34 protein-coding genes, 3 tRNA genes and 1 pseudogene are annotated in these 25855 nt (G+C 48.8%); 27 read left to right on the top strand and 11 right to left on the bottom strand.

Annotated elements, in window-relative coordinates; all coding sequences use genetic code 11:
- Positions 1-28: 28 nt before the first annotated feature.
- The 6 genes from fliZ (at position 29) to sdiA (ending at position 4967) form a co-directional block, all read left to right on the top strand.
- Positions 29-580: a flagella biosynthesis regulatory protein FliZ gene (gene fliZ, locus OGY68_RS15555; RefSeq protein ID WP_003030467.1), complete on the top strand. Its 552-nt coding sequence runs from the start codon at positions 29-31 to the stop codon at positions 578-580.
- Between the two features lie 100 nt (positions 581-680).
- Positions 681-1481 (top strand): cystine ABC transporter substrate-binding protein, encoded by an 801-nt coding sequence (tcyJ, locus tag OGY68_RS15550; RefSeq protein WP_003030469.1) that lies wholly within the window; start codon positions 681-683, stop codon positions 1479-1481.
- Between the two features lie 107 nt (positions 1482-1588).
- Positions 1589-2575, top strand: coding sequence for a D-cysteine desulfhydrase (gene dcyD / locus OGY68_RS15545; protein ID WP_048235184.1), 987 nt, complete (start codon positions 1589-1591; stop codon positions 2573-2575).
- Positions 2576-2596: 21 nt separating this feature from the next.
- Entirely contained in the window at positions 2597-3265 is a 669-nt protein-coding gene (tcyL, locus tag OGY68_RS15540) for a cystine ABC transporter permease (protein WP_286617236.1), read from the top strand.
- Complete coding sequence (gene tcyN / locus OGY68_RS15535; RefSeq protein ID WP_057067680.1) at positions 3262-4014, top strand: L-cystine ABC transporter ATP-binding protein TcyN; 753 nt, start codon at positions 3262-3264, stop codon at positions 4012-4014. The genes tcyL and tcyN overlap by 4 nt, the downstream gene beginning before the upstream one ends.
- Positions 4015-4244: 230 nt before the next feature.
- Positions 4245-4967, top strand: coding sequence for a quorum-sensing transcriptional regulator SdiA (gene sdiA, locus OGY68_RS15530; protein ID WP_008785095.1), 723 nt, complete (start codon positions 4245-4247; stop codon positions 4965-4967).
- A gap of 66 nt (positions 4968-5033) precedes the next feature.
- On the opposite strand, the gene OGY68_RS15525 is transcribed toward sdiA, so the two are convergent.
- On the bottom strand, positions 5034-5258 hold the full coding sequence (locus OGY68_RS15525; RefSeq protein WP_003030482.1) for a DUF2594 family protein: 225 nt from the start codon (positions 5256-5258) through the stop codon (positions 5034-5036).
- A gap of 19 nt (positions 5259-5277) precedes the next feature.
- The gene (locus OGY68_RS22960; protein WP_418219448.1) at positions 5278-5421 is read right to left on the bottom strand and encodes a hypothetical protein; all 144 of its coding nucleotides are present in this window, start codon (positions 5419-5421) and stop codon (positions 5278-5280) included.
- A 296-nt stretch (positions 5422-5717) separates the two neighbouring features.
- Between OGY68_RS22960 and uvrY the strand changes: the two genes are divergently transcribed.
- The 6 genes from uvrY (at position 5718) to OGY68_RS15495 (ending at position 9259) form a co-directional block, all read left to right on the top strand.
- Entirely contained in the window at positions 5718-6374 is a 657-nt protein-coding gene (gene uvrY, locus OGY68_RS15520) for a UvrY/SirA/GacA family response regulator transcription factor (RefSeq protein ID WP_003834023.1), read from the top strand.
- Complete coding sequence (gene uvrC / locus OGY68_RS15515) at positions 6371-8203, top strand: excinuclease ABC subunit UvrC (RefSeq protein ID WP_057067679.1); 1833 nt, start codon at positions 6371-6373, stop codon at positions 8201-8203. The genes uvrY and uvrC overlap by 4 nt, the downstream gene beginning before the upstream one ends.
- Positions 8204-8258: 55 nt before the next feature.
- Complete coding sequence (gene pgsA / locus OGY68_RS15510) at positions 8259-8807, top strand: CDP-diacylglycerol--glycerol-3-phosphate 3-phosphatidyltransferase (protein WP_125362631.1); 549 nt, start codon at positions 8259-8261, stop codon at positions 8805-8807.
- Between the two features lie 151 nt (positions 8808-8958).
- Positions 8959-9034 (top strand) — tRNA-Gly (locus tag OGY68_RS15505).
- A 52-nt stretch (positions 9035-9086) separates the two neighbouring features.
- Positions 9087-9160, top strand: a tRNA-Cys gene (locus OGY68_RS15500).
- A 12-nt stretch (positions 9161-9172) separates the two neighbouring features.
- Positions 9173-9259, top strand: a tRNA-Leu gene (locus OGY68_RS15495).
- 125 nt (positions 9260-9384) lie between these two features.
- On the opposite strand, the gene OGY68_RS15490 is transcribed toward OGY68_RS15495, so the two are convergent.
- The 7 genes from OGY68_RS15490 to OGY68_RS15460 all read right to left on the bottom strand — a co-directional run bounded on the left by OGY68_RS15490 (position 9385) and on the right by OGY68_RS15460 (position 12919).
- Positions 9385-10395: a tyrosine-type recombinase/integrase gene (locus OGY68_RS15490; RefSeq protein ID WP_286617234.1), complete on the bottom strand. Its 1011-nt coding sequence runs from the start codon at positions 10393-10395 to the stop codon at positions 9385-9387.
- Positions 10395-10622 carry a DUF4224 domain-containing protein gene (locus OGY68_RS15485; protein WP_065944714.1) on the bottom strand — a complete coding sequence of 76 codons (228 nt, stop codon included), beginning with the start codon at positions 10620-10622 and terminating at the stop codon, positions 10395-10397. The genes OGY68_RS15490 and OGY68_RS15485 overlap by 1 nt, the downstream gene beginning before the upstream one ends.
- Positions 10623-10655: 33 nt before the next feature.
- Positions 10656-10835, bottom strand: a complete 180-nt coding sequence (locus OGY68_RS15480) for a FeoC-like transcriptional regulator (protein WP_286617232.1) — start codon at positions 10833-10835, stop codon at positions 10656-10658.
- A complete protein-coding gene (locus tag OGY68_RS15475; protein ID WP_001253787.1) occupies positions 10832-11008 on the bottom strand; it encodes a hypothetical protein in 177 nt (58 codons plus the stop codon). Before OGY68_RS15475 ends, OGY68_RS15480 begins: the two co-directional genes overlap by 4 nt.
- On the bottom strand, positions 10996-11535 hold the full coding sequence (locus OGY68_RS15470; protein ID WP_286617230.1) for an HD family hydrolase: 540 nt from the start codon (positions 11533-11535) through the stop codon (positions 10996-10998). Before OGY68_RS15470 ends, OGY68_RS15475 begins: the two co-directional genes overlap by 13 nt.
- Before the next feature lie 128 nt (positions 11536-11663).
- Positions 11664-12491 (bottom strand): YfdQ family protein, encoded by an 828-nt coding sequence (locus OGY68_RS15465; protein WP_286617228.1) that lies wholly within the window; start codon positions 12489-12491, stop codon positions 11664-11666.
- 56 nt (positions 12492-12547) lie between these two features.
- The gene (locus OGY68_RS15460; protein ID WP_001515608.1) at positions 12548-12919 is read right to left on the bottom strand and encodes a YfdP family phage-associated protein; all 372 of its coding nucleotides are present in this window, start codon (positions 12917-12919) and stop codon (positions 12548-12550) included.
- Between the two features lie 1224 nt (positions 12920-14143).
- Here OGY68_RS15460 and OGY68_RS15455 point away from each other — a divergent pair.
- The gene (locus OGY68_RS15455) at positions 14144-14350 is read left to right on the top strand and encodes a hypothetical protein (RefSeq protein ID WP_003839207.1); all 207 of its coding nucleotides are present in this window, start codon (positions 14144-14146) and stop codon (positions 14348-14350) included.
- A gap of 75 nt (positions 14351-14425) precedes the next feature.
- On the opposite strand, the gene OGY68_RS15450 is transcribed toward OGY68_RS15455, so the two are convergent.
- Positions 14426-15136, bottom strand: coding sequence for a LexA family transcriptional regulator (locus OGY68_RS15450; RefSeq protein ID WP_048216135.1), 711 nt, complete (start codon positions 15134-15136; stop codon positions 14426-14428).
- Positions 15137-15235: 99 nt separating this feature from the next.
- On the opposite strand from OGY68_RS15450, the gene OGY68_RS15445 reads away from it, so the two are divergent.
- From OGY68_RS15445 to OGY68_RS15405, 9 genes and pseudogenes are all read left to right on the top strand, one after another.
- Positions 15236-15478, top strand: coding sequence for a helix-turn-helix domain-containing protein (locus OGY68_RS15445; protein ID WP_003839211.1), 243 nt, complete (start codon positions 15236-15238; stop codon positions 15476-15478).
- 28 nt (positions 15479-15506) lie between these two features.
- A complete protein-coding gene (locus OGY68_RS15440; protein WP_286617223.1) occupies positions 15507-16058 on the top strand; it encodes a YmfL family putative regulatory protein in 552 nt (183 codons plus the stop codon).
- Positions 16059-16230: 172 nt separating this feature from the next.
- A pseudogene (locus tag OGY68_RS15435) lies at positions 16231-16409 on the top strand (DUF4222 domain-containing protein).
- A complete protein-coding gene (locus tag OGY68_RS15430; RefSeq protein ID WP_286617221.1) occupies positions 16399-17256 on the top strand; it encodes a conserved phage C-terminal domain-containing protein in 858 nt (285 codons plus the stop codon). Before OGY68_RS15435 ends, OGY68_RS15430 begins: the two are co-directional and overlap by 11 nt.
- Positions 17253-18572 (top strand): phage N-6-adenine-methyltransferase, encoded by a 1320-nt coding sequence (locus tag OGY68_RS15425; RefSeq protein WP_286617219.1) that lies wholly within the window; start codon positions 17253-17255, stop codon positions 18570-18572. Before OGY68_RS15430 ends, OGY68_RS15425 begins: the two co-directional genes overlap by 4 nt.
- A complete protein-coding gene (locus tag OGY68_RS15420; RefSeq protein WP_000767088.1) occupies positions 18569-18955 on the top strand; it encodes a RusA family crossover junction endodeoxyribonuclease in 387 nt (128 codons plus the stop codon). Before OGY68_RS15425 ends, OGY68_RS15420 begins: the two co-directional genes overlap by 4 nt.
- Before the next feature lie 13 nt (positions 18956-18968).
- Positions 18969-19652, top strand: coding sequence for a phage antirepressor KilAC domain-containing protein (locus tag OGY68_RS15415; RefSeq protein WP_286617216.1), 684 nt, complete (start codon positions 18969-18971; stop codon positions 19650-19652).
- Entirely contained in the window at positions 19649-20644 is a 996-nt protein-coding gene (locus tag OGY68_RS15410; RefSeq protein WP_286617214.1) for a DUF968 domain-containing protein, read from the top strand. Before OGY68_RS15415 ends, OGY68_RS15410 begins: the two co-directional genes overlap by 4 nt.
- Positions 20645-20658: 14 nt before the next feature.
- On the top strand, positions 20659-21027 hold the full coding sequence (locus tag OGY68_RS15405) for an antiterminator Q family protein (RefSeq protein ID WP_286617212.1): 369 nt from the start codon (positions 20659-20661) through the stop codon (positions 21025-21027).
- A gap of 30 nt (positions 21028-21057) precedes the next feature.
- Here the strand turns inward: OGY68_RS15405 and OGY68_RS15400 are convergent, their stop codons facing one another.
- Entirely contained in the window at positions 21058-22386 is a 1329-nt protein-coding gene (locus OGY68_RS15400; protein WP_286617211.1) for a KAP family NTPase, read from the bottom strand.
- Between the two features lie 202 nt (positions 22387-22588).
- Here OGY68_RS15400 and OGY68_RS15395 point away from each other — a divergent pair, with 202 nt between their 5' ends.
- From OGY68_RS15395 to OGY68_RS15375, 5 genes are all read left to right on the top strand, one after another.
- Entirely contained in the window at positions 22589-22891 is a 303-nt protein-coding gene (locus OGY68_RS15395) for a hypothetical protein (protein ID WP_286617208.1), read from the top strand.
- A complete protein-coding gene (locus OGY68_RS15390) occupies positions 22891-23427 on the top strand; it encodes a lysozyme (protein WP_286617252.1) in 537 nt (178 codons plus the stop codon). The genes OGY68_RS15395 and OGY68_RS15390 overlap by 1 nt, the downstream gene beginning before the upstream one ends.
- Positions 23424-23939: a hypothetical protein gene (locus OGY68_RS15385; protein ID WP_286617206.1), complete on the top strand. Its 516-nt coding sequence runs from the start codon at positions 23424-23426 to the stop codon at positions 23937-23939. Before OGY68_RS15390 ends, OGY68_RS15385 begins: the two co-directional genes overlap by 4 nt.
- A 156-nt stretch (positions 23940-24095) precedes the next feature.
- Positions 24096-24884 carry a serine/threonine-protein kinase gene (locus tag OGY68_RS15380; protein ID WP_286617205.1) on the top strand — a complete coding sequence of 263 codons (789 nt, stop codon included), beginning with the start codon at positions 24096-24098 and terminating at the stop codon, positions 24882-24884.
- Positions 24881-25630, top strand: coding sequence for a PP2C family protein-serine/threonine phosphatase (locus tag OGY68_RS15375; protein ID WP_286617203.1), 750 nt, complete (start codon positions 24881-24883; stop codon positions 25628-25630). Before OGY68_RS15380 ends, OGY68_RS15375 begins: the two co-directional genes overlap by 4 nt.
- Positions 25631-25855: the final 225 nt, after the last annotated feature.

Below are 25855 nucleotides of genomic sequence, written 5' to 3'. Positions count from 1 at the left end.
CATTACGAATTGACTACCAGGAGTTCTCATGACGGTGCAGCAATCAAAAAGACGGCCTCTAAGCCGCTACCTCAAAGATTTCAAACACAGCCAGACGCATTGCGCCCATTGCTTTAAGTTGCTCGACCGGATCACGCTGGTTCGTCGTGGGCAAATTGTGAATAAAATCGCCATTGCCCGACTGGACACTTTGTTGGATGAAGCCGAGTGGGAGCAGGAGAAAAAAGAGTGGGTGGCACTGTGTCGTTTTTGCGGTGATTTGCATTGCAAAGAGCAGAGCGACTTTTTCGACATCATTGGTTTTAAACAATTTTTATTTGAGCAGACCGAAATGAGTCACGGCACGGTACGTGAATACGTTGTCCGCCTGCGTCGCCTCGGGAATCACCTGACCGAACAAAATATCTCTCATGACCTGCTGCAGGAAGGGTTCCTCGACGAAAACCTTGCCCCGTGGCTGCCGGAAACCAGCACGAACAATTACCGCATCGCCTTACGTAAGTATGAGCAGTTCAAAGCCCATACCCATATGGGACATATGCAGAAATCCTCCTGGACAGCCAGTTCTGATATATATTAAAAACGAATAAGGTGTAACAGAGTCGTGTTTGTGGAACACAGCAAACGCTTTACACTGTAGTCATAAATGATAGTCACTAATGACAATATTCGGGGTAACTATGAAATTAGCACTTCTGGGACGTCAGGCTCTGATGGGTGTAATGGCTGTTGCACTTGTCGCCGGAATGAGCGTAAAGACTTATGCAGATGAAGGTCTGTTAAATAAAGTTAAAGAGCGCGGCACGCTGCTGGTGGGCCTGGAAGGGACCTATCCCCCGTTTAGTTTTCAGGGCGATGACGGCAAGCTGACCGGTTTCGAAGTGGAGTTCGCTGAGGAACTGGCCAAGCACCTTGGGGTGAAAGCTAACCTGAAGCCGACCAAGTGGGACGGTATGCTGGCCTCTCTTGATTCTAAGCGCATTGACGTGGTCATCAACCAGGTGACTATCTCTGACGAACGTAAGAAAAAATACGATTTCTCTACCCCGTATACGGTTTCTGGTATTCAGGCGCTGGTGAAGAAAGGTAATGAAGGCGTTATTAAGACTGCTGCCGATCTGAAAGGTAAAAAAGTCGGCGTTGGTCTGGGCACCAACTATGAAGAGTGGCTGCGCCAGAACGTGCAGGGCGTGGATATTCGTACCTATGATGATGACCCGACCAAATACCAGGATCTGCGTGTAGGCCGTATCGACGCCATTCTGGTTGACCGTCTGGCGGCGCTGGATCTGGTCAAGAAAACCAAGGATACGCTGGCTGTGACCGGTGAAGCATTCTCCCGCCAGGAGTCCGGCGTGGCGCTGCGCAAAGGCAATGAAGATCTGCTGAAAGCGGTTGATGCGGCCATTGCTGAAATGCAGAAAGACGGTACGCTGAAAGCCCTGTCTGAAAAATGGTTTGGAGCGGATGTGACGAAATAATCGGCATTCGATGAAAAAAGGCGCCTTTAACAGCGCCTTTTTTTATTTCATTGCGCCTGAGCGTGCATAATAAAAAGAACATCACAACAACGAATACCGGAGGCTGTATGCCGCTGCATAACTTAACGCGCTTTCCACGTCTGGAATTTATTGGCGCGCCAACGCCGCTCGAATATCTTCCACGTTTCTCCGACTATCTCGGGCGCGATATTTTCATCAAACGCGATGACGTCACGCCGATGGCCATGGGTGGCAATAAGCTGCGTAAGCTGGAATTCCTGGCCGCAGACGCACTGCGTGAAGGCGCTGATACGCTGATAACCGCGGGTGCCATCCAGTCTAACCATGTTCGACAGACGGCGGCGGTAGCGGCGAAGCTTGGCCTGCACTGCGTGGCGCTGTTGGAAAATCCGATTGGCACTACTGCGGAAAACTATCTCACCAACGGCAACCGTCTGCTGCTGGACCTGTTTAATACGCAAATCGAAATGTGCGATGCGCTGACCGACCCGAATGCGCAACTTCAGGAACTGGCGACGCGCATTGAAGCACAGGGCTTCCGCCCGTATGTGATCCCCGTTGGCGGTTCTAACGCCCTGGGCGCATTGGGTTATGTGGAAAGCGCGCTGGAAATTGCCCAGCAGTGTGAAGGGGCCGTTGCGCTCTCTTCTGTAGTAGTGGCATCGGGCAGTGCGGGAACGCACGCCGGGCTGGCCGTGGGCCTGGAACAACTGATGCCAGACGTCGAGCTGATCGGCGTGACCGTCTCGCGCAGCGTCGCCGATCAAAAGCCCAAAGTTGTAACGTTGCAGCAGGATATTGCCCGTGAACTGGAACTGACGGCCTCAGCGGATATCCTGTTATGGGATGATTATTATGCGCCGGGCTACGGTACGCCAAACGAAGAGGGCATGGAGGCGGTAAAACTGCTGGCGCGCCTGGAAGGGATTTTGTTGGATCCGGTGTATACCGGTAAGGCGATGGCGGGTTTGATTGACGGCATCAGCCAGAAGCGCTTTAAAGACGAAGGACCAATCCTCTTTATTCATACCGGTGGGGCACCTGCACTGTTTGCCTACCATCCTCACGTGTAACAACCAGGTCGAAAAACGCTAATGCATGAAAGTATCCAACTGGTAATTGATTCTCTGCCGTATCTGCTCAAAGGCGCGGTTTTTACGCTGCAACTGAGTATCGGCGGGATGTTTTTTGGCCTCGTGCTGGGGTTTATCCTGGCGCTGATGCGTTTGTCGCCGCTGTTGCCTGTGCGCTGGCTGGCGCGTTTTTATATCTCTATTTTTCGCGGAACACCGCTAATTGCCCAACTGTTCATGATCTATTACGGTCTGCCGCAGTTTGGTATTGAGCTTGATCCCATCCCGGCGGCGATGATTGGCTTGTCGCTGAATACGGCGGCCTACGCTGCGGAAACTCTGCGTGCGGCAATCTCTTCCATCGATAAAGGGCAGTGGGAGGCAGGTGCCAGTATTGGTATGACGCGCTGGCAGACCATGCGCCGGGCAATCCTGCCGCAGGCTGCGCGCGTTGCGTTGCCGCCGCTGAGCAACAGCTTTATCAGTCTGGTGAAAGATACCTCTTTGGCCGCCACTATTCAGGTACCGGAACTGTTCCGTCAGGCGCAGCTGATTACCTCGCGTACGCTGGAAGTCTTTACGATGTATCTGGCGGCCTCGTTGCTTTACTGGGTGATGGCGACGGTACTTTCTGCACTGCAAAACTATTTTGAAGAACAACTGAACCGCCAGGAGAGAGAGCCGAAATGAGTGCTATCGAAGTCAGAAACCTGGTCAAAAAATTTCATGGGCAAACGGTGCTGCATGGGATCGATCTTGACGTCAAACCTGGTGAAGTAGTAGCGATTATTGGGCCGAGCGGATCGGGCAAAACCACGCTGCTGCGTAGCATTAATTTGTTGGAGCAACCGGAGGCGGGCACTATTAAAGTGGGTGAGATTACCATTGATACCGCGTGTTCGTTGACTCAGCAGAAAGGGCTGATTCGTCAGTTACGTCAGCACGTCGGTTTTGTGTTTCAGAACTTTAATTTGTTCCCGCATCGGACGGTGCTGGAAAACATTATTGAAGGGCCGGTGATAGTCAAAGGTGAACCAAAAGCTGAAGCGACAGCTCGTGCGCGTGAATTGCTGGCGAAAGTCGGGCTAGCAGGTAAAGAAACCAGCTATCCGCGGCGTTTATCGGGCGGACAGCAGCAGCGCGTAGCGATTGCCCGGGCACTGGCGATGCGACCTGAGGTTATTTTATTTGATGAACCTACCTCCGCGCTTGACCCTGAACTGGTTGGCGAGGTGCTGAATACCATTCGCCAACTGGCGCAGGAAAAACGCACCATGGTAATTGTGACGCATGAAATGAGCTTCGCTCGCGATGTTGCCGATAGAGCGATATTTATGGATCAAGGACGGATAGTGGAGCAGGGACCAGCAAAATCCTTATTCACGCATCCGCAGCAGCCGCGTACCCGTCAGTTTCTTGAGAAGTTTTTGATGCAATAAATAGTGCATATAGCACTCGTCGGAATTGTTTCTGGCGAGTGCTGTTCGCATAACTATTTATAATTATTGCTTTATTATTAATGCTTGAATCTGTTACTTCCTTCCACTGTTGAGTAATACTCAAGTAATTCTTCATTTGTCCGATAATTTGCATATATAAAATACATTTATGTGTTAGCTTGTTTCATATGTTTGGATGATTATCAATCTCAGGGGCATTACCACTTAGTATGCAGGATCATGATTTCTTCACCTGGCGACGGAGCATGCTGTTACGCTTTCAGGAAATGGCGACGGCAGAGGATGTCTATACGGAATTACAACAACAGACGCAGCACTTAGAGTTCGATTTTTACGCGCTCTGTGTTCGTCATCCGGTACCTTTTACCCGACCTAAAACGTCTCTTCATACGACCTATCCCAAAGCATGGGTGGCGCATTATCAGTCCGAAAATTATTTCGCCATTGATCCGGTGCTGAAACCTGAAAACTTCAGTCAGGGGCATTTACCCTGGAACGATACTCTGTTTCGCGATGCGCAACCTTTGTGGGACGCCGCACGCAATCACGGTTTACGCAAAGGGATGACGCAATGCTTAATGTTGCCTAATCGGGCGTTGGGTTTTTTATCGGTATCGCGTGCAAGTATCCGTAACAGTCGCCTTGCGAGCGATGAAGTGGAGCTCAGGATGCAGCTTCTGGTACGGGAAAGCCTGTCTGTACTGACGCGGCTGGAAGATGACATGGTTATGGCGCCAGAAATGCGCTTTAGCAAGCGGGAAAAGGAAATATTGAAATGGACGGCGGAGGGGAAGACCTCTTCAGAGATAGCCATCATTCTGTCTATTTCTGAAAATACCGTGAACTTCCATCAGAAGAATATGCAAAAGAAATTCAATGCACCAAACAAAACGCAGATAGCCTGTTATGCCGCGGCAACCGGGCTTATCTGAGTAAATTATCGTTCTGAGTGTCAGACGCAAAACCGGCTGAGAGCATTGCTATCAGCCGGTTTCTTTTTACTGGCGGTAAGCTTGTTTAATTTGCTTAACCGTGTTGGAAAATACCGCCGCCTGTGATTGATCTTCAATCAGCGCGAGCTGTTTTTCCATTTTAAGAATCACGCGGCCTGCATCGGCTTGGCCCATTGCCTGCAGCATCAGCGTTAACATGGCTTTCAGGCAGGTGACTTCATTGGCCAGTTCCTGGTTATTCTCAGCAGTGGAAAAGTCAGGCGTACTCATTTATTTTCCTCGTTATGTTTCAATGAAAAAGTGCGATGTCAAATCTTAAGGCGGCGGAGTATACCATAAGCGAGGCTAAAAATATCTGTGGTTGTTTTTTGCGCGGACCAATGTTGTGGACATTAAAATAAACAACATGTTGCAGTGCATATATTTTCTCCACATGTTGTTTATTTCGAGTATTTTCCTCGTTAATTATTGTTACAACTTTGACTGCCTATTTTGCATTCAGCGGGGGAATATGAATTTTTTGTCACTATTCTGAAACAGCTATGCAGATATAACCGTGGCAGAAGGCTGTCAGGACTGAAAGTTTCCACTCGTCGTACAATCTAATTTCCAAAAACGAGAGCAAAATCGAAAGTCGGGCGTTTTTTACATTTCAAAGTTGAGATAAAACCCGTTAACATAGGGCCGATTAACTATCGGTAGCGTTATCCCTATTCTGGAGATATTCCTTTGATCAACGTTTTTCTTGTTGATGACCACGAACTGGTGCGCGCAGGGATACGACGCATTCTGGAAGATATAAAAGGCATAAAAGTTGTCGGCGAAGCGTGCTGCGGTGAAGATGCGGTAAAATGGTGCCGCTCAAATTCCGTTGACGTTGTGCTGATGGATATGAATATGCCCGGTATTGGCGGTCTGGAAGCAACCCGCAAAATTGCGCGTTCCACGGCAGACATTAAAGTGATCATGCTGACGGTACACACCGAAAACCCATTACCTGCAAAAGTTATGCAGGCAGGGGCCGCAGGGTATCTCAGCAAAGGCGCCGCCCCCCAGGAAGTAGTGAGTGCGATTCGTTCGGTTTTTTCCGGGCAGCGTTATATTGCCTCCGATATCGCTCAGCAAATGGCGCTCAGCCAGATTGAGCCTGAGAAAACGGAAACCCCGTTTGCCAGTTTGTCTGAACGCGAGTTGCAGATTATGCTGATGATCACCAAAGGTCAGAAGGTCAATGAGATCTCAGAGCAACTGAATCTTAGTCCTAAAACGGTGAACAGCTATCGCTATCGAATGTTCAGTAAATTAAACATTCATGGCGATGTAGAGCTGACTCACCTGGCAATTCGCCATGGCCTGTGTAATGCGGAGACATTAACAAGCCAGTGACCGATCAGTTTGATGCCAAAGCGTTCCTGAAAACCGTGACCAGTCAGCCCGGCGTCTATCGTATGTATGATACCGCCGGGACGGTTATCTATGTCGGGAAAGCGAAAGACCTGAAAAAAAGGCTTTCCAGCTACTTCCGTAGTAATCTTGCGTCACGCAAGACCGAAGCGCTGGTCGCGCAAATCCAGCAAATTGATGTCACGGTAACGCACACCGAAACCGAAGCGTTATTGCTTGAGCACAACTACATCAAGCTGTATCAGCCGCGCTATAACGTATTGCTGCGCGATGATAAATCCTACCCTTTTATATTCCTTAGCGGTGATACGCACCCGCGTCTGGCGATGCATCGCGGGGCAAAGCATGCCAAAGGCGAGTACTTTGGACCGTTCCCGAACGGTTATGCGGTGCGTGAAACGCTGGCGCTGTTGCAGAAAATATTCCCTATCCGCCAGTGCGAAAACAGCGTTTATCGCAACCGTTCTCGGCCTTGTCTGCAATATCAGATTGGCCGCTGTCTCGGTCCGTGTGTCGCGGGTCTGGTGAGTGAGGAAGAGTATGCTCAGCAGGTCGAGTATGTTCGTCTGTTCTTGTCCGGAAAAGACGATCAGGTATTAACGCAGCTGATCGCCCGCATGGAAAAGGCCAGCCAAAATCTCGAGTTTGAAGAGGCTGCGCGCATTCGTGACCAAATCCAGGCCGTACGCCGCGTGACAGAAAAACAGTTTGTCTCTAATACCGGAGACGATTTGGACGTCATTGGCGTGGCGTTTGACGCCGGTATGGCCTGTGTGCACGTTCTGTTTATTCGCCAGGGTAAAGTGCTGGGCAGCCGCAGCTATTTCCCGAAAGTACCCGGTGGCACGGAACTCGGCGAGGTCGTCGAAACCTTTGTCGGGCAGTTTTATCTGCAGGGGAGCCAGATGCGTACCTTACCCGGGGAGATCTTGCTCGATTTTAATCTTAGCGATAAAACCCTGCTGGCAGACTCACTGTCTGAACTGGCCGGCAGAAAGATTAACGTGCAGACGAAACCGCGAGGAGATCGCGCACGTTATCTCAAGCTGGCGCGGACCAACGCGGCAGTGGCGCTCACCACGAAACTTTCTCAGCAGTCGACGATTACGCAACGTCTGACGGCGCTGGCATCGGTGTTGAAGTTACCTGTGGTGAAGCGTATGGAATGCTTCGACATCAGCCATACGATGGGTGAGCAGACGGTAGCCTCCTGCGTGGTCTTTGATGCCAATGGCCCGCTGCGCGCAGAGTATCGCCGCTACAACATTACCGGTATTACGCCTGGAGATGATTATGCGGCGATGAATCAGGTCTTGCGTCGGCGTTATGGTAAGGCGATTGAAGAAAGTAAGATTCCGGACGTCATATTGATCGACGGCGGTAAGGGTCAGTTAGGGCAGGCGAAAGCCGTTTTTGCTGAGCTGGATGTTCCCTGGGACAAACAGCACCCACTCTTGCTGGGGGTGGCAAAAGGGGCCGATCGTAAAGCAGGCCTGGAAACGCTGTTCTTTGAGCCGGAAGGTGAGGGCTTTAGCTTGCCGCCGGATTCGCCTGCATTGCACGTTATCCAGCATATCCGCGATGAATCTCACGATCATGCGATTAGCGGGCATCGTAAAAAGCGGGCGAAAGTGAAAAGCACCAGCACGCTTGAGACCATCGAAGGTGTCGGGCCAAAGCGTCGCCAGATTTTGTTGAAATATATGGGAGGTTTGCAAGGTCTTCGTAACGCAAGTATCGAAGAAATTGCAAAAGTGCCGGGTATTTCGCAAGCTCTGGCAGAAAAGATCTTCTACTCGTTGAAACATTAGGCCCTCTGTAGCAACATAGGGGTAATTTCACTGACAACAGATAGTTATCCGTCATATGCAATTTAATATCCCTACGTTGCTCACGCTGTTTCGCGTCATCCTGATCCCATTCTTTGTATTGGCTTTTTACCTGCCATTCACCTGGGCTCCCTTTGTTTGTGCGCTGATCTTCTGTATCGCTGCGGTCACCGACTGGTTTGACGGTTTTCTGGCGCGCCGCTGGAACCAAAGCACGCGTTTTGGTGCCTTCCTCGATCCGGTCGCTGATAAGGTGCTGGTGGCTATTGCGATGGTCCTGGTGGCGGAGCATTACCACAGCTGGTGGGTAACGCTCCCTGCCGCAACAATGATTGCGCGTGAAATTATCATCTCTGCACTGCGTGAATGGATGGCCGAACTGGGTAAACGCAGCAGCGTAGCCGTATCCTGGATCGGTAAAGTGAAAACCACTTCGCAAATGGCTGCACTGGCCTGGCTGCTGTGGCGTCCAAATATCTGGGTAGAGTATGCTGGGATCGCACTTTTCTTCGTCGCCGCGATACTGACTTTGTGGTCAATGTTCCAGTATTTGAGCGCTGCACGTGGAGATTTGCTTGATCAGTGATCGTTTCGACGCAAATTTCAGCAAACGATCGTCAGTGGTGAAAAATATCGTTGACTCATTGCGTCAGGTAAGTAGAATGCAACGCATCGAACGGCAGCACTGATTGCCAGACGATAACAAAATCAAGTGATTAACAAAGTTACTTGGTGACGCGGGAATAGCTCAGTTGGTAGAGCACGACCTTGCCAAGGTCGGGGTCGCGAGTTCGAGTCTCGTTTCCCGCTCCAAATTTAAGACATCGGCAATAGCGGATGTCTGGCTGTAAAGCCAGAAGATTTCGGCGCGTTAGCAAAGCGGTTATGTAGCGGATTGCAAATCCGTCTAGTCCGGTTCGACTCCGGAACGCGCCTCCAATTTCTTCCCGAGCCCGGATGGTGGAATCGGTAGACACAAGGGATTTAAAATCCCTCGGCGTTCGCGCTGTGTGGGTTCAAGTCCCACTCCGGGTACCATGGGAAAGAACAGAATAATCAAAGCAATAAGCAGTGTCGTGAAACCACCTACGGGTGGTTTTTTTGTTTTTGTACTCCATGTTCACCATTGTTTCGCCATTCAGCTTCGCCATAAAAAGAGGGCATTACTGCCCCCCAACGACCGGAACAACAGATATTTTGCGGTTATATCTTGCAGTCTGCGAAGCATTTTTGTGGCCTGATATTTCCTGTTTTTCATGCAGCGTTCCTTCCAGATCAGATATCCCCTTAGCTTTCAGGTCGTGGAACGTGAAGTTAAATTCGAGCTCAGGAAATTTTTCTGCGGCTAACTTTTTCGCTTTCATCCACTGAGCATTAAATGCATCTCGGGTGTAACGAGAACCTGACTGCTGGTGGATCACGTACAGGCTCACCATGCCGCTGTTTAATGGAAGGGAATCTGCAAGGTTGATCGCATTCGATAGGCGCACAGTCCAAGCCTTAATCTGGCTCACGGCCGTCTTGCTTTGCTGAATTAGAATACCTTCATCAAGTATCTGACTCTTTTTAAGATCCAGAATGTCACCCTGACGTGCGCAGCATAAATAGGCTAACTCCATGGCAATCTTCACCGGTACTGACGAAACGCTAAATAGTGCTTCATATTCTTTGTCCGTGACGTAACGGGTGCGTGCCTGCTCCTTAAATTGCTTCACACCCTGGCATGGATTCATCTTCACTTTGCCACGCTCATATGCCCACCTAAACACCCTCGACATAAACGCTTTCTCTCGGTTCGCCTGAACCCTGCTCTTAACACCTCGTTTATCCATGTATTTTCTGATGTGCTCTGGCTTGATGTTATCCGGCTTCATTTTCCCGAAGACAACATTTACCTTTGAACCGTATTTTCTGTAGTCTTTACGTGTTTCAGTTGCTAACTCGTGGAAATCGCCGGAATTAAAGAACTCTTCACAAAGTGCGTTGAAGTTCGTACCAACCTTTAAATCGTTTATGAAGTTTTCGTAAGCTGCCCATACCTGCGATTTTGTTATATCAGGATTGCACAACCTGATGGTACGACCATCTGTTGTACGAAACTCATAAGCAGATTTTCCCCGGCGAACGCGGGGAGGCATCCAATTATCCTCAGGGTTTTTACGAGGTCTAGACATTACATATCCTTAAAGTTTGGTTCTTCTTCCTCTGGATTGCTCACTATCAACTTTAAGCCAACAGGGTTTGATACATGATCCCATGTTGTTCCTGGTCTGCCGTCCTTACGTGGAATAAAAAATACTCCACTATCCCTGAGAGCTTTGCACTGTAGGGAAGGGCGACGATAACCAGTTAATTGATAGAGGTCATCTGGAGTAAGAAAACGTTGGATTTGTCCGCTCATAGATAGTTCTCCACTTAAACCGGCTGCACCCGGTTACTTCATTCGGTAAGCACACGATGAGCATCCATTCTGTGCCCTCGATTTATCGATCCGGCCAGTGGTATAGAGTTGCGATAATGCGCCAGCGACCGCGGATGTCTTTTTGTTCATACCTTTGGCGATTTCACTGCTGGTGGTATTCGGATGAGCCTGGAGATATTCAAATACGGTCATGGCGTTTTACCTTTACGTTCCTGTTCCAGTTGCACCAGAGATTCTTTTAATGCTGCGAACGTAGCTTCCAGTCTGGTGGCGACTTCGCGCATAAGCGGTGCATGCTTTGGTGGCAATTCAGCAACGGAGGCAAAAGCCTCCGCTACGAGTTCTTTTACCTTCATGCGGCGCATTGGCGCAGCTCCACCAGTTCGTTAAAGCGATTCATGAACAGGCCATAGGCTTGACCGGGGCGGAGAGGGATAACCTGAACGAGATCAGAGCAGGGAATACCTTCGAGAATTTCCCACTTCGAACCGTCATCGATTTCCAGATCACGGCGCTCGGTGGCTAACATGGTGAGATCGGCATATTTCACGACGGCAGCGTGCTCAAGCTGGATACCGAATTTAAAACGGATAAGGCCATCAATATAAGTTTCCATGCGCTGGTAGTCAGGCAGCAAGGCTTTGAGCGGGGCAGGAACATCCTGGCAATATGCCTCCGCAGCGTCGTGCATCAGCGCTTCAAAGGCGAACTCTGGAGGCACAATCTGGCTTACAAGCACAGAGTGCTGGGCCACACTGTAGAACTCTGGGAGATGCCCAGCGAATCGACAGATGTTGGAAAGCGCCGTTGCGATATCCTCAACATCGATATCGTCGATTGTGGCGGTCAGGTAGTTAAATTTTTGACCGGATAATGTCTGAATGTAACTCATGGTTTTCTCCATATTGGCGCGCTGCACCGCGCAGATTTTGGTTGCACGAATCCCTCGCCGGGTGGCGATATTTAATGGAATTACGCTTCAATAAATCCCCGCGGCGTCGGGGATTTAATGCAGAGCAATTAGGCTTTAAAGTTACCGATGAAAGTTTCCACTGATTCACCTTCGAACTTGCTGATCAGCAAATCGCGGAATTCGTTGGCGATCTCTTCTTCCTGAGCTTCAAGTTGGACAATGCGCAGAACAAAGCAGGGTTCATCGCTGGTCAGCAGGCTGTTACGCAAGCTAAAGCGGCGTTCACCCAGACCTTCATACGGCACACATTTGAACTCGAACGCCACAGGCATTACGTCTTTGCTGCTTGCTTCAACGCTTTGCATCAGCGATTTTTTACCAGCGAAATCACCAGTTTCATGATCCTGCTGTGTTGCTTGCTGAATAGTGATACGACGCACAGCCTGAGCCGCCTGGGAAATCTGCATCGTTTTGCCATCAGCATCAAACGCCAGCAGGTAATCGCTCCAGTCTTCCAGCCATTCAGCGATTTGCTTTTGCTTCAGACGTTGACCATCGATCTGCAGTAACGCGCGGAACGGGGCGGTTTTCTTCAGGGTGATTGAAGCAACGTTATCGGCGTGACCTGGATTATCCAGGGTGCCGATGTTGAACACTGAACGGGCGGCCATGTTGTCAGCGTCAATGAAGCAACGAGCTGGCTCACTTTCGCTGGCGTAACCTTTAGAATAACGTGCGAAGTCGTCGATACTGGTTGTGGTCATTGCGCCACGAAAGCGGAAACGCTCCAGAGAAAAGCGCTCGAGGCTTTCAACGCCAGTGCCCTCTGGCAGTAATGCGGTCGGGCAAGCCAGGCCATGAATATCATTCAGGTGATAACCGGAAAGAACCAGGTCTTTGACCTGCTTGAAGGTACCGCTGTCTAACTGAGACATAAAAATTCCTTATTAACTGATGATCAAAGTGGTATCAGTGAGTTTGTTGTTGCGGATCACTGAGCCGCTTTAAGCTTTCCATCCACCGCGCCAGTGATCCCGAACAGCTGACCCTGATCTTCCTGCAGGATGGTGAGCTTCCCGCCTTTGTTGACCCACATCGGGGTTTCGGTTGTGTCCTCTTCAGAGGCTTTACCACGCGGTGTTGGGGTGCTGTAGTTCAGCTTGTGCTTGATCTTGACGCGTTTCTCTTCAACGGAATTACCCATGCGCTCAAAATCAAATGTGAGGACTACTTTGCCTTTGTTGCCGTTGTTCAGAACGCCAAGCGCGGTGGTATTAAGTGCTGCCGCGATTTTGTTCATGAACACGCCGGCATCCAGTTCGCCAAGAAAATCTGGCACTACGGTCATGCGGTCATTACTCATGGTTTTACCCTCGTTAAGGCGGCTGCAACCGCCGAACTTTCTCCATACACAACAGAGAAGGGCACCTGCATTTGTAGGCGACTGCAACCACCATCCTCTTGCCCGGGTGGATTGGGTTATGAGCCCGTCGCTCGGTGATGCCCTTTTCTGTTGCGTAAAAATGGCGGTACCGAGGTAGAACATTATCTTCGTCCCCTTTGCATAAGGTTGAAGACCCTGGTACCGCCAAGACTACACACAGCAATACTAGAACTACGGTTATCACGGTCCTAAGCGTGATTTGGTTGTGGTGGCCGGTGCTGCGATATTCCGGCATGGGTTGATTACCAGTGACGCACCCTTTCGGGACACTCCCTCACGGTTTAGCGCATCAGCCTGCGCATTCACCACAACGAAGAGAGCACTGCCGGTGTCCGAGTTGAACGGACCTTTTCGTTGCCCATCACCGCCATCTGTATAGCGGTGGCAGGGATTGAACCTGCCGTTATGCCTTGCTCGTCAATGCTCTCATCGTTGTGTGCTGGTCTTTCCCAGCTGTCAGCGGTCTACTTCCCGCTGTCACTGCCGACGAGGGAGCTGGCATCTCTCCGTTTTCACAGTTGAACGTCTGCCGCTGTTGTCGGTGCTGGTACCGCCACTGTCCAGGACATTTATAAGGACCGTCTCCAAGTGGTAACTCTTCCAGTCCCGGTAAGTATCCTGCGAGATGCTTACCATGACCGGCTGATATTCCCTGAAAAAGGCTGGCGGTTACCGTACAAGTGGGAAAACACCGGGCCGCCAGAACAGGGAGTTACTTGTTATTGCTTTGGCCTGCTTTTAACCACATCAGGCGCGGTGGTAGGTATCTTCGGGCGGGGTGCTAAGGGGGGGATTAGCCCTTGCCCTTAACACTCCTGCTGGTTTTGGTATTCCTGGCATGGGTATCGCCACCAGCTATAGGAATTTGACTACGAGTTGCGGTTAATCAGACCGCGCCTCTGTTACCCCTCCCGAAGACACCTGTCAGCGAATCATCCGGTTATTCATACGTCACCGGCGGCAACATCGTGGGCGTCCTGCCTATTCGCTGTTGATGAATTGAATATACCCATGAGTAATTTTTGTGTAAATACCTTTTGGTATATTTTTATTTACCTTAATGACAACTAATTGCTTTTAATTGAATTTTATTTAAGGAGGTGATGCGTGTTATGCTCAAAAAAACACCAGAGAGGGCTTGGTATGGAACGTGACGAACTGGAAGAAGACCGTGCGGCATTCATAGCTGGCGAGATTGGCGGCGCAGTTGTCGAATTGATAATCGGCGGAGTAGTTATTAACCGTGATGCGATTGTCGATTGTTTGGAAAGAAAACGACGTGCTGTGGGGAATGTGATCCACAAAGGTGTTCTGCGAGACGCCGCTGCGATGGTGAGAAAAGGGCAATAAAAACCCGGCTCAGTGGCCGGGTTATATGTTATTTCATAAAGTGTTAGGTCTGTATCAACTATCCAAAGATAGCAACTACAGTTTATTGTAAGCTATTGATTCATGGAGCAGAGCTTTACCCATGATATACAGTTGATCCTGATTTTCTTCAGTTATATACCAGTCTTTGTACACTGGATTATCGGACAGGACTGCAAGCTGCAAGCCCTGCATTTGTAATCGCTTCACATGGAAGTGTTGTCCGAAAACGAACGCATAAACACCGTCCACCTTGAAATTTCTTATCGAAATATCGAAAAACAACCTGTCACCAGATTGGATGGTTGGGCACATGCTGTCGCCATCTACAGTCATTACTTTAACTTCATCCTGAGAACGATTCCCGAAGAGTGAACGAGCGTGCTCAGTGGTGAACTCAATAGCGTGTAGAACCTCAACAAACTCAGAAATCATGAAAGACCCTGGACCAGCACTCACAGTAAGATCGAGAACTTCTACACGATAGGTGTCGATATTGCGGGTGGGTACATCAATATCCATATTTGAGGTTGGGCCTAGACCATCCAACCATCCTCTGCTGATTTTCAGCGCATCCTCGATCTGACGAGCCGCCTGTTCACCAATATTCCGCTTATTAGGTTTACCAACAGGGTAAAGCATCCGAGAGACAACAGTCGGATCAAGCCCTGCATTTTCAGCAAACTCTTTCTGTGTTTTATAGCGAGTTACCAACTCCTGCAGTTTGAGGCGTCGCAACTCGAAGATGTCAGGCGATTCATTTTTCATAATTCCATCTTACTTAAATTTACTTCAAGGTAAATGACCTGCGAGTATTGACATGTATTTACTTAAAGGTATATTTAATTTCCAAACATAGGAGGCGTGATGGAAACGTTAAGAAATTACCTAAACGCTTTGTCGCTCGAAAAACAGAGAGAATTTGCAGCACGATGCGAAACCTCTCTTGAGTACCTGCGTAAAGCCATTAGCAAAAAGCAAAAGTTGGGAGCTGCTCTATCTGTTTCTATCGAAACACAATCTGGCGGCTCAGTTAGTAGAAAAAATCTTCACCCGGATGATTGGGAAAAGATTTGGCCTGAACTGGAGCATAAAAAATCAGCGGCATGAAAGTAACCACAGAATTAAGGGGTTAACCGTGGGTAACGAACCTATTTGGAAAGTCGAACGTCAGCCAGCCTGGCTGGTGGCGGCGATAAAAAAAACGATCACCGATCTACATGGTGGTTATGCCGAGGCGGCGGAATGGTTGGGCGTGACAGAGAACGCATTGTTTAACCGCCTTCGTGTTGACGGCGATCAGATCTTCCCGCTTGGCTGGGCAATGGTTTTACAACGTGCTGGTGGTTCAACTCATATAGCTGATGCCGTTGCGCGCCATTCTCAGGGCGTATTTGTACCACTGGCAGATGTTGATGATCTGGATAACGCCGATATCAACCAGCGCCTGATGGAGTCCATTGAATGGATAGGCCGTCATTCTAATTTTGTACGTAAAGCCACGGCTGATGGGGTAATTGACGCAGATGAGCGCGCTCAGATTGAGGAAAACAGCTATCAGGTTATCGCGAAGTTCCAGGAGCACGTAGCGCTTCTTTATCGAGTTTTTTGTGTCGCTGAAAAGAGTGACGCCCGCGAGTGTGCAGCTCCGGGCGCCTTGGCGAACAACTCTTCGAGTATGGAGAAATAATCCGCATGAGCAGTTTAACGGCTTTTGACCGTCTACCGCAACTCAGGATGATCCCGGTTTCGGGTACTCCGTTGTTTCGGTATGAACGCAGATTATCAAACCGCTGGGTTCCGTGTAACCACAGTAGGGCGGTTTCAATTGTGGGGGTCTACAACCGGAGGGCAAAACGCCTGTGCGTGAACTTAACCGAAGGTTCAAAGACCACCGCGGAGTGCCAGTCCGTGTTATCCGCTGGGAGCCAGAAACACAGCGCGTTATCTATCTGCGTGATGGCTACCCGCACGAATGCTTCAGCCCACTTGAGCATTTCAGGCAAAATTCAGGGAGATAACGGACGATCATGAGCACTAAATTAACCGGCTACGTATGGGATGGTTGCGCGGCGTCGGGCATGAAGTTGTCTAGTGTTGCGATCATGGCTCGCCTTGCTGATTTCAGCAGCGATGAAGGTGTGTGCTGGCCGTCCAATGAAACTATTGCTCGCCAGCTTGGCGCAGGGCCGAGCACTATCAGGACGGCAATCGCAAAGCTTGAAAAAGATGGCTGGCTCACGCGTACACAGCGCCGTAATGGTAATCGTAATGCTTCGAACGTGTACCGCCTGAATGTGGCGAAACTTCAGGCTGCCGCATTTTCTCAACTGTCAGATTCTGACACGTCAAAATCTGACGCATCAAAATTTGACGCCTCAAAAACTGACCCGTCGAAATCTGGCAAAAACGGCGGTTTTGACCCGTCAGAATCTGGCGGGGATCCGTCAGTAAAATCAAAACAAGATCCACAAGTAACTTCAAAACCCTCTTGTCCGGTTGCGGCGCAACCAGACCCTGAAGTCGTGATTACTGATCAGGCAATTTTGGTTCTGACCCATTTGAACCAGATCAGCGGATCCCGGTATCAGAAATCAAAAACATCGCTGGAGAACATCCGCGCCCGACTGCGTGAGGGATACAGCGTTGCAGACCTGCAACTCGTTATCGACCTGAAGCATGAGCACTGGCACGAGAACGACGAGCAGTACCAGTACATGCGGCCGGAAACGCTGTTTGGCCCGAAGAAGTTCGAGAGCTATCTACAAAGCGCTACCCGCTGGGATCAGAAGGGACGGCCTAAACGCGCTGACTGGGGTGCGAAAAAGCGCGATGTGATGGCTTTTGGTCCGGTTGATACAACGATTCCTGTGGGGTTCAGAGGATGACGTTAAACAAATATTGCCAGGCGCTGGCGGCACTACGTAGCCAACCAGCCCACGAATTGAAAGAAGTTGGCGATCAGTGGCGGACGCCGGATCTGCTTTTTTGGGGGATCAACGCGCTATTTGGTCCATTAGTTCTGGACTTGTTTGCTGACGACGATAACGCGAAGTGCCCGGTCTGGTACACCGCCGAAGATAACGCGCTGACACAGAACTGGTCTGAACGTCTGGATGAACTGGGTGGCGCTGGCTATGGCAACCCACCGTATAGCCGTTCGCAGTACCACGAGAAACAGGCGATCACTGGTATGACGCACATCATGAACTACGCAGCAGCACAACGTGAGAAGGGTGGTCGCTATGTATTCCTGATAAAAGCTGCGCCTAGCGAAGCGTGGTGGCCAGAAGATGCCGATCATATTGTATTCATTCGCGGGCGCATTGGGTTCGATCTGCCAGTGTGGTTTGTACCTGCTGACGAAAAACAGAAACCCACCAGCGCGTTTTTTGCCGGTGCCATAGCTGTATTCGATAAGTCATGGCGTGGTGAGCGGTTCAGCTATATCAACCGTACAGAACTGGAGGCAAAAGGGCGGGCGTTTATGACTTTGGCGCAATTTGCTGCCAGCAAGTCTCAACCTGCAACTGCCACACCACCTGTAGCTGACAAGCCAGAAGCAGAGTTGCCACTTACCCAGAAAGATATTTTTGATATCAGCGGTGTCGAGGCGTGGGCATGCGTTAGAGCTGCGTTCGGCGATAAAGAAGAATACACATTCAGTGAATCGAAGTTTGGGCATACCTGGGCGGCTGATTCGGTCGATGCGCCTGAGTTTGCACAGGTATCACCATTAACGATCGACAAGGCGAAGCTGCACATCCGCGAAAGCATTTTGTTCGGTGTGGATGGGTGGCTTTTGTCGATTCACTTCGATGACGCCGCTACACGCCTGGATATGTCGGAACGTATTCGCACTGTTGCCCTTGAAGCATCCGGTGAATATGGCATGAACAGCACTGATTTCATTGCAGCCATGGGAAGCCTAGATGCTTCCATATGGTCCAATATTCGCCAGATCCGCATGCACATCCGTGAGAAAGCTAAACCAGTAGCCGATCCGCATCCCGAGTCCCGTATCTGGCCGCTGGAGGTTGGAATTGTATTCGATCAGGTGGATGGCGCTGACATGCTGGATGAATCACAGCAGAACAAGCTGAAAGCCACCATCAATCAACTCTGGCTGGAACGAACGGCCACCAGCGAAATCATTACTGCAGCTTCTGAACTTGTTCGCAATATGCGGGGAGAGGCCGCGTGAAACTGATCCTGCCTTTTCCTCCGAGCGTGAACACTTACTGGCGCGCCCCTAACAAGGGGCCGCTGGCCGGTCGTCACCTCATTAGCGCTGATGGCCGTAAATACCAGAGCGCTGCCTGCGTGGCGATCATTGAGCAATTACGACGTCTCCCGAAGCCATCGACTGAACTGGCAGCGGTAGAAATCACTCTGTACCCGCCGGATGCGCGCCGCCGGGATATCGATAATTACAACAAAGCCCTGTTTGACGCGCTGACGCATGCGGGTGTCTGGGAAGACGACAGCCAGATTAAGCGCATGCTGGTGGAATGGGGACCCGTAGTGCCGAAAGGTCGGGTAGAGATAACAATCAGCAGATATGAACCGGCGGGTGCAGCCGCCTGATATGGAGAAAAGTATGAGCCAGTTAGCAACAACAGCGTTAACCATGTCCAGCAGCGATATTGCTGAGCTGGTGGAATCAAGACATGACCATGTTAAACGGTCCATTGAGCGCCTGGCAGAGCGCGGTGTCATTGAACTCCCCCCAATGGGGGAAGTTAGAAATCATCTCAATCAGTCGGTATCGGTTTATCTGATAGGGAAGCGGGACAGTTATATCGTTGTCGCGCAGCTGTCGCCGGAGTTTACCGCGCGTCTGGTTGATCGCTGGCAGGAGCTTGAGCAGGCACAGCAGCAGACGATTCCTCAATCATTCTCTGAAGCCCTACGTCTTGCAGCTGACCTTGCAGAACAAAAACAGCAGTTGACTAACGAACTGGCTGCCGCGGCGCCGAAGGTAGCGTTTGTTGATCGGTACTGTACAGCCAGTGGGTCAATGTCATTCCGCCAGGTGGCAAAACTGCTTAAGGCCAAAGAGCCTGATCTGCGGTTATTCCTCCTTGAGAACGACATCATGTATCGCCTTGGCGGAACGATGACCCCACGGCATCAGCATATTGATGCGGGCCGTTTTGAAGTGAAAACCGGCACATCCGTAACCTCAAACCATGCATTCAGCCAGGCACGTTTCACGCCGAAAGGCGTGCGCTGGATTGGTGGACTGTGGGCAGAACACATTGCCAGGGGGCAGGTCGCGTGAGAGCTCTGCTAACCCCCGAGATCGCCCATCGTATGGGGATTGTGCTGTTCCGTCCCGGTGCGGAACTGATGCATCTCTTCATGCGTGGTCGCGTTCTGCTCGAGCCTGAACCAGAAGAAATGGCGTCATTCAGTACCGGGGCTGTTCCGGCAGCCATTCAGCCGCTGGCTGATGATCCGGTAATGCGTCAGGTCTTCGGGAATGAGAGGGTTATTCAGCGTGCCGGTGGGCTTCCTTCCCTTGAGCAATGGTTGAGTAATCGGTTTGAATGCCAGTGGCCACATTCAACGTGGCACGACAAGAACTTCACAACAATGCGGCACCTACCAGGAAGCATTCGCCTGTGCTGGCATTGCGATCACACTTTGTCGGGGCAGCATACCGAACAGCTTGCAGGTATAGCGGCCGGAAACCTAGTATCCTGGATTCTGGAAGTCATTCGGCGTGATTCTGGTTTTCCTGAGTCGCATATCCTGACGCTTCCGGAACTGTGCTGGTGGATGGTCAGAAACGACCTGGCTGATGTTATTCCGGAAAGCGTTGCGCACAAGGGGCTATGCCTTCCGGATGAGAAGATCCGCTCGGTCATGAGGGAAAGCGACATTGTGCCTTCCGCTTCTGCAACCAGCCTCGTTCAGGAGAAGGCGAAGAAGATCCTCACGCTCTCTGTTGATCCGGAGTCTCCGGAATCTTTCATGCTCAGGCCAAAGCGACGCCGCTGGATAAATGAGACGTACACCCGCTGGGTTAAAACACAACCCTGTGAGTGTTGCCGACGGCCAGCAGATGATCCGCACCATATCGTAGGGCACGGTATGGGGGGGACAGCAACAAAAGCCCATGATCTCTTCGTGATCCCTCTGTGCAGAGAGTGCCACGACGAGTTACACGCCGATGTACCGGCATTCGAGCAGAAGCATGGTACGCAGCTTGAGCTGCTACTGCGTTTTATGGATCGGGCGCTGGCGATCGGTGTAATTGCGAAAGCTTAAGTGTATGGAGAAAAGTGATGCGTGATATTCAAATGTTACTTGAAAGATGGGGCGGGTGGGCTGCCAGTGATAGTTCTGGCGTGGACTATTCTCCTATAGCTGCAGGATTTAAGGGGCTGTTGCCGCAAACAGGTAGATCCCGACCGTCATGTACTGACGATGATGCGCTGATCATCGAAGGTTGCCTGGCGCGATTGAAAAGCCGGAAACCATATGAGCATTCACTGCTTGTAGCTCACTATCTGTATGGAATATCCAAGAGGAAGATCGCAAAAGTGCGTAAAAAAGATGAGAAATTGATACGCATCGAGATACAGATGGCTGAAGGATTTATAGACGGATGTTTGGCTATGCTTGATGTGAAATTAGATATGGATTGTTGACTTATGAAGCCCTGCAAGGGGCTTCTTATGTCAAAAGGCTAATGACAGCTTGTCGTATGCGACTTGAAATGTTTTGTTATAACTGAAATCACTAAAATCACTCCTTGATATTCTATCGCATAAATCACTCAGTATTTCCAACGAGCCATCATCAGGATTAATATATTTCGTGGTAAGTTGTTTGTTTGTTCTTATTAATCCGTAAAAAATAACCAAATAATGTGGTATCGAGTAACTGGTTTCATCTTTCAAAGCAATATTGTCAATGTTTAAAACGCGAGCGATTTCATTTAATGTTTCGGTTGAATTTGCATTTCTGAGTTTAGATTTATCACCAAAGCAATATGTATAAACAGCTAAAAATCTAGTAAGGTTATATACGTAAATATTTTCATTACTTATCGAGTTTTTGCTAAGCAATTGATAAACTTCAAGATATCTATGAAGGCATTCAATCTCCCTTAGTGATAGTTGTCTTGCATTTATAACTTCTTCAATACGCTCGCTTAAAGCCATTCTTATTGGTTGAGTTAATGTGCTTTTTTCAACTAAGATATCCCAGTGAGTGTGTGATGTATGAAATGTTTGAAATCCGTCGGGTTTAAATGTATCAGGTAGTCTAACTATATATTTTATAAATTTATCTAAATAATTTTGAGAATCAACTGAGGAACCATAGACATGATTGATTGCTGCTTTTAACTGAGATAGATTTGCAACAAGAATGAAATTAACATTTGGTGCATCGAAGATATGCTTTATTTTTTCAAGCAATTCTACAGCAAAAGTTGGACGGCATCGATCCAACTCATCAATAATTAGTATAATTTTTTTATTAGTAGATAATTCTCGTAGTTTGTTGTTTAGTGCTTTGATATTACTTTCGGATTCCATATGTTCAGATATTAAATTTTCTATAGTGCCATCAATAGCTGCATTACTTGTGTCTTTGATTGCTTTCTGAAATTCTTCAGTTAGCCCATCTGCATTCTGGCGTAATATCCATCCTGCACCAGCCTTAAGAGCAGTTTTGACACCGAATTTAATTGCAGGGACTGCTTTTTTAATGAGCTCTCTTTTTTCCTTTTCGGGTAAGACATTAGCTATAGCGGCCGTGATACTGAGTAACGGATCTTCACAGTGATCTTCTTTGAAGGCATCAATATAAATTACAATTCGCTCTTCGGTGTTCTTAGAAAGAAGGTTGCATAGTTTCAAACTAAATTCTGTCTTTCCTGTCCCCCAATAGCCATCAATTACTAAAGGTGATATGTCTAAGTTTGAATCTAGAAGAGTTTCAAGTTTTTCAGCAATTGCTCTTCGTTGATACTCATCGCGTGTGTCGAATGTTGTTTCCATATTGTTAGATATCCTGAATATAAAAATGAAAAAATACTCTCGCGGTCCGCAATAAATCTAGTAACGTGATAGTGTCGTCAGAACGACCTGATTAATACAAGCTAAAACTATCAAATTTGAGAACAAAATCCTACAAAGGCTGCCCTCCGGCGGCTTTTTTATTACCTCAAGACTGCACCCGCTAACTGCGAGGTGAGAGACTATGAAAATGAATGATTCAGGGAACATCTTCACGCAGTTCTTCGCGTGGGTAGCTGCTCTGGCCTCTGCTGTTGGATTTACCACTCAGGATCTGGTGTTCATGTTCTTTGGCGCAGCCGGTCTGCTCATTTCGCTTGCCTCCTACATAAACGGGCGGGTGGATGCACACCGCAAGCGTAGAGAAGACGAGAAGCGAACGAAAATGGTCAATGACTATCTGAAAGGCGTTGGTGACAAACCCCTTCACGAGCGTCCTGCAGCTGCAAGCGTGGTCGTTGAGGCATTACAAAAGGAAGGTGAGTGATGGGAACCAGAGGAAAATTGAGTGTGACAGTTCTGGGGCTGGTACTGGCTGGTGCGCCGGCATCGGTCATTCTCGATCAGTTTCTGAATGAGAAAGAGGGTAACAGCCTCACGGCGTACAAAGATGGCAGTGGCATCTGGACTATTTGCCGCGGTGCCACGATGGTTGATGGTAAACCGGTTGTGCAGGGCATGAAATTGACTCAGGCCAGATGCAATAAGGTGAACGCCATTGAACGAAATAAGGCTCTGGCGTGGGTTGACCGCAATATTACGGTACCGCTTACCGAACCGCAGAAATCCGGGATCGCATCTTTCTGCCCGTACAACATTGGCCCCGGTAAATGTTTACCTTCGACCTTCTATAAGCGGATAAATGCAGGTGATCATAAAGGGGCATGCGAAGCCATCCGCTGGTGGATTAAGGACGGCGGACGTGATTGCCGCCTGACTAAAGGCCAAAAGAATGGCTGTTATGGGCAGGTCGAGCGGCGCGATCAGGAAAGTGCGCTGGCGTGCTGGGGGCTGGACCAATGAAAATTAATCTAGGTCTTATCGGCGTTGTCGTTATTGCTGGCCTTTCGGTCGCTCTCGTTAAGAGTTGCTCAGACGCCAGCAGCCTTCAGAGCGATAACGACGTTCTGCGAAGTGACAACTCTATGCAGGGGCAGGTGATCGCCACCCAGGCATTCAACTTCAATCGATTCAATCAGGTTGCAGAACATGCCAACAGGCTTAACTCCCTGATTGATACCACCATCGAAGAAACCGTAATCGAATATCGGGAGATTCTCCGCCGTGAAAAAACCTGTGATCTGCTTGTTCCTGCTGACATTGCTGGTGGGCTGCTCGAATACGCGTACCGTTTACGTTCCAGCGCAATGCACGCCGATACCGACGGAACTGACGCAGCCGATGATAGTACCGCTGCCGCCCGCTCAATAACGTACTGCCAGGCTGTGCTCTGGATTAAGCCGTTGCTGGCCGTAATAGAGAAGGGCAACAATAACTTCGCTGGCATTCGTCAAGTAGAACAGGAGCGACAATAGGTATGGGCAAATCCTAACGTGAAAATCTGCAGCAGCATTTCCATAATGTTGGGCTGTAAATTACCTATCACTATAGGTTTCTTGCGTCATCAGGTAATAGACCGACCTCATTAAAAGAGGTAAATTATTACTTTACGTTGCGCTCAGGTAGACGAGATGGAAGAACGTCATCACAGCTATGTTCTTAAAACTATTGAAGAAATAGGAAGGGGTGGGTTCGGTTACGTTGAAAAAATTGAACTTTTCAATGTTAACGGTCACAAATGCGGTGACTACGCCAAAAAGATTTTGGCGCAGGATCATGGGCTTAGCAAAGAGGACTTCAAAAGAAGATTCAAACGGGAAGTGGATTATCAAGCTAGGTGTACGCACTCCAATATAGCGCCTATTTATCTACATAATCTTCAGGTCGATAGCCCTTGGTTTGTTATGGATCTCGCTGAAAGTGATTTAAGTACCGATTTAGCATCAGGCACGCTCGATAATGCAAGTAAAATGCATATTGCAGAAATGATCCTTTCAGGGGTACGTTTCATGCATACAGAGAAAACTAATGATCCAGGACGTAAGCCAGTATATTTACACCGTGATTTAAAGCCATCTAATATTCTTCGTTTTAAAGATGGAGTTTACAAAATTTCCGATTTTGGTTTAGTAAAAAATGCAGGAAAAGAAAGACCTGAATCTGAGCTTTTAACAAGAGTCGCTACAGCCATGGGAACGCTCAAATACATGGCTCCTGAAATAACAACAGCTGGGCATTACTCAGAGCAAACTGACATTTTTGCTCTCGGAGTAGTTATTGATGATATGGGGTTTGATAACGTTAATGGTATTAGACAGTTAATCGATAAATGCACCGCCTGGAGAGCTGCAAGCCGATACAAATCGGTTGATGATATGATGCAGGAACTGGCTGATATAAAAATAAGGAATGGGCTATGATTACCCTACTTTCAAGTGGTCTTTTCTCTTACGCTAAAAGTTTTTCGCGTACTAATCAGGATTCTATTCTTGCTCCACAGTGCATCGATAATGGCTATTTGATTGCTGTCGCTGATGGCGTTGGCTCGTACTTGGGCGCAGAACACGCTTCACAAACAGCAATTAAATATTTAGCGAACCTAATCAATGCTTCTTCTATCCAAGATCTTGATAGCCTCTTCGCTACAATAAAAGAAAAGATTTCTGCGTTATCTGACGCTGATGAATCCTATTTAGAAGCTGCAACGACGTTGACGTTTGCATATGTAAACAATCAAGGTTTGTACATTGGTCATGTTGGTGATTGTCGTTTGTATATTAAAAAAGATAATAAACTCAAACAACTAACGAAAGATCATACCCAACATCAAAAACTGTTGGATCAGAAGATTTTCAATAAAAAAGAACTTAAGGATATGGGGGGGAAAAACACCCTAACAACTGCGATTTCTAAAGTTATCCCATTGGAATTTCAACAAACGTTTATTCCTGCGTCTGAAGTTTTCGAAGACAACGAAGAGGCCACTCTCTACATTCTTTCAGATGGAGCACACCACTTCTGGGATAAGAGACCAAGGTTCTCAATCACAACCTTGAGCAATCCAAACAGTTTTGCAGCTAGCTTGCATAAACGAATTATTCGTAATGGACCTATAGATGATTTTTCTTTGGTTGTAGCCAAGTTCAAGCGCAGCAGTGTTAACTAATGGTGTGGTTGAACTTGTAAGACTTACGGCTCAATAAAGGTTCGGGCATACATAGTTCGTGTTGAACACAAGGGCTGAAATTCTGATTACATAGTTGAACAAACTCCATGCTAGGGCCACCAGCACTCACTGGTGGTTTTTTTCGCATCGCACGCGCACATCAAGGAAAGTCTTTCAGAAGTGAGCCCGGGCAAACCGTTAACTTTCGGCGGTTTCGCCTTGCGA

Origin of the sequence: Citrobacter sp. Cpo065, from assembly GCF_030332805.1 — a bacterium.
GTDB classification, from domain to species: Bacteria; Pseudomonadota; Gammaproteobacteria; order Enterobacterales; family Enterobacteriaceae; genus Citrobacter; species Citrobacter portucalensis.
This window is presented reverse-complemented; position numbering and strand designations above follow the sequence as displayed.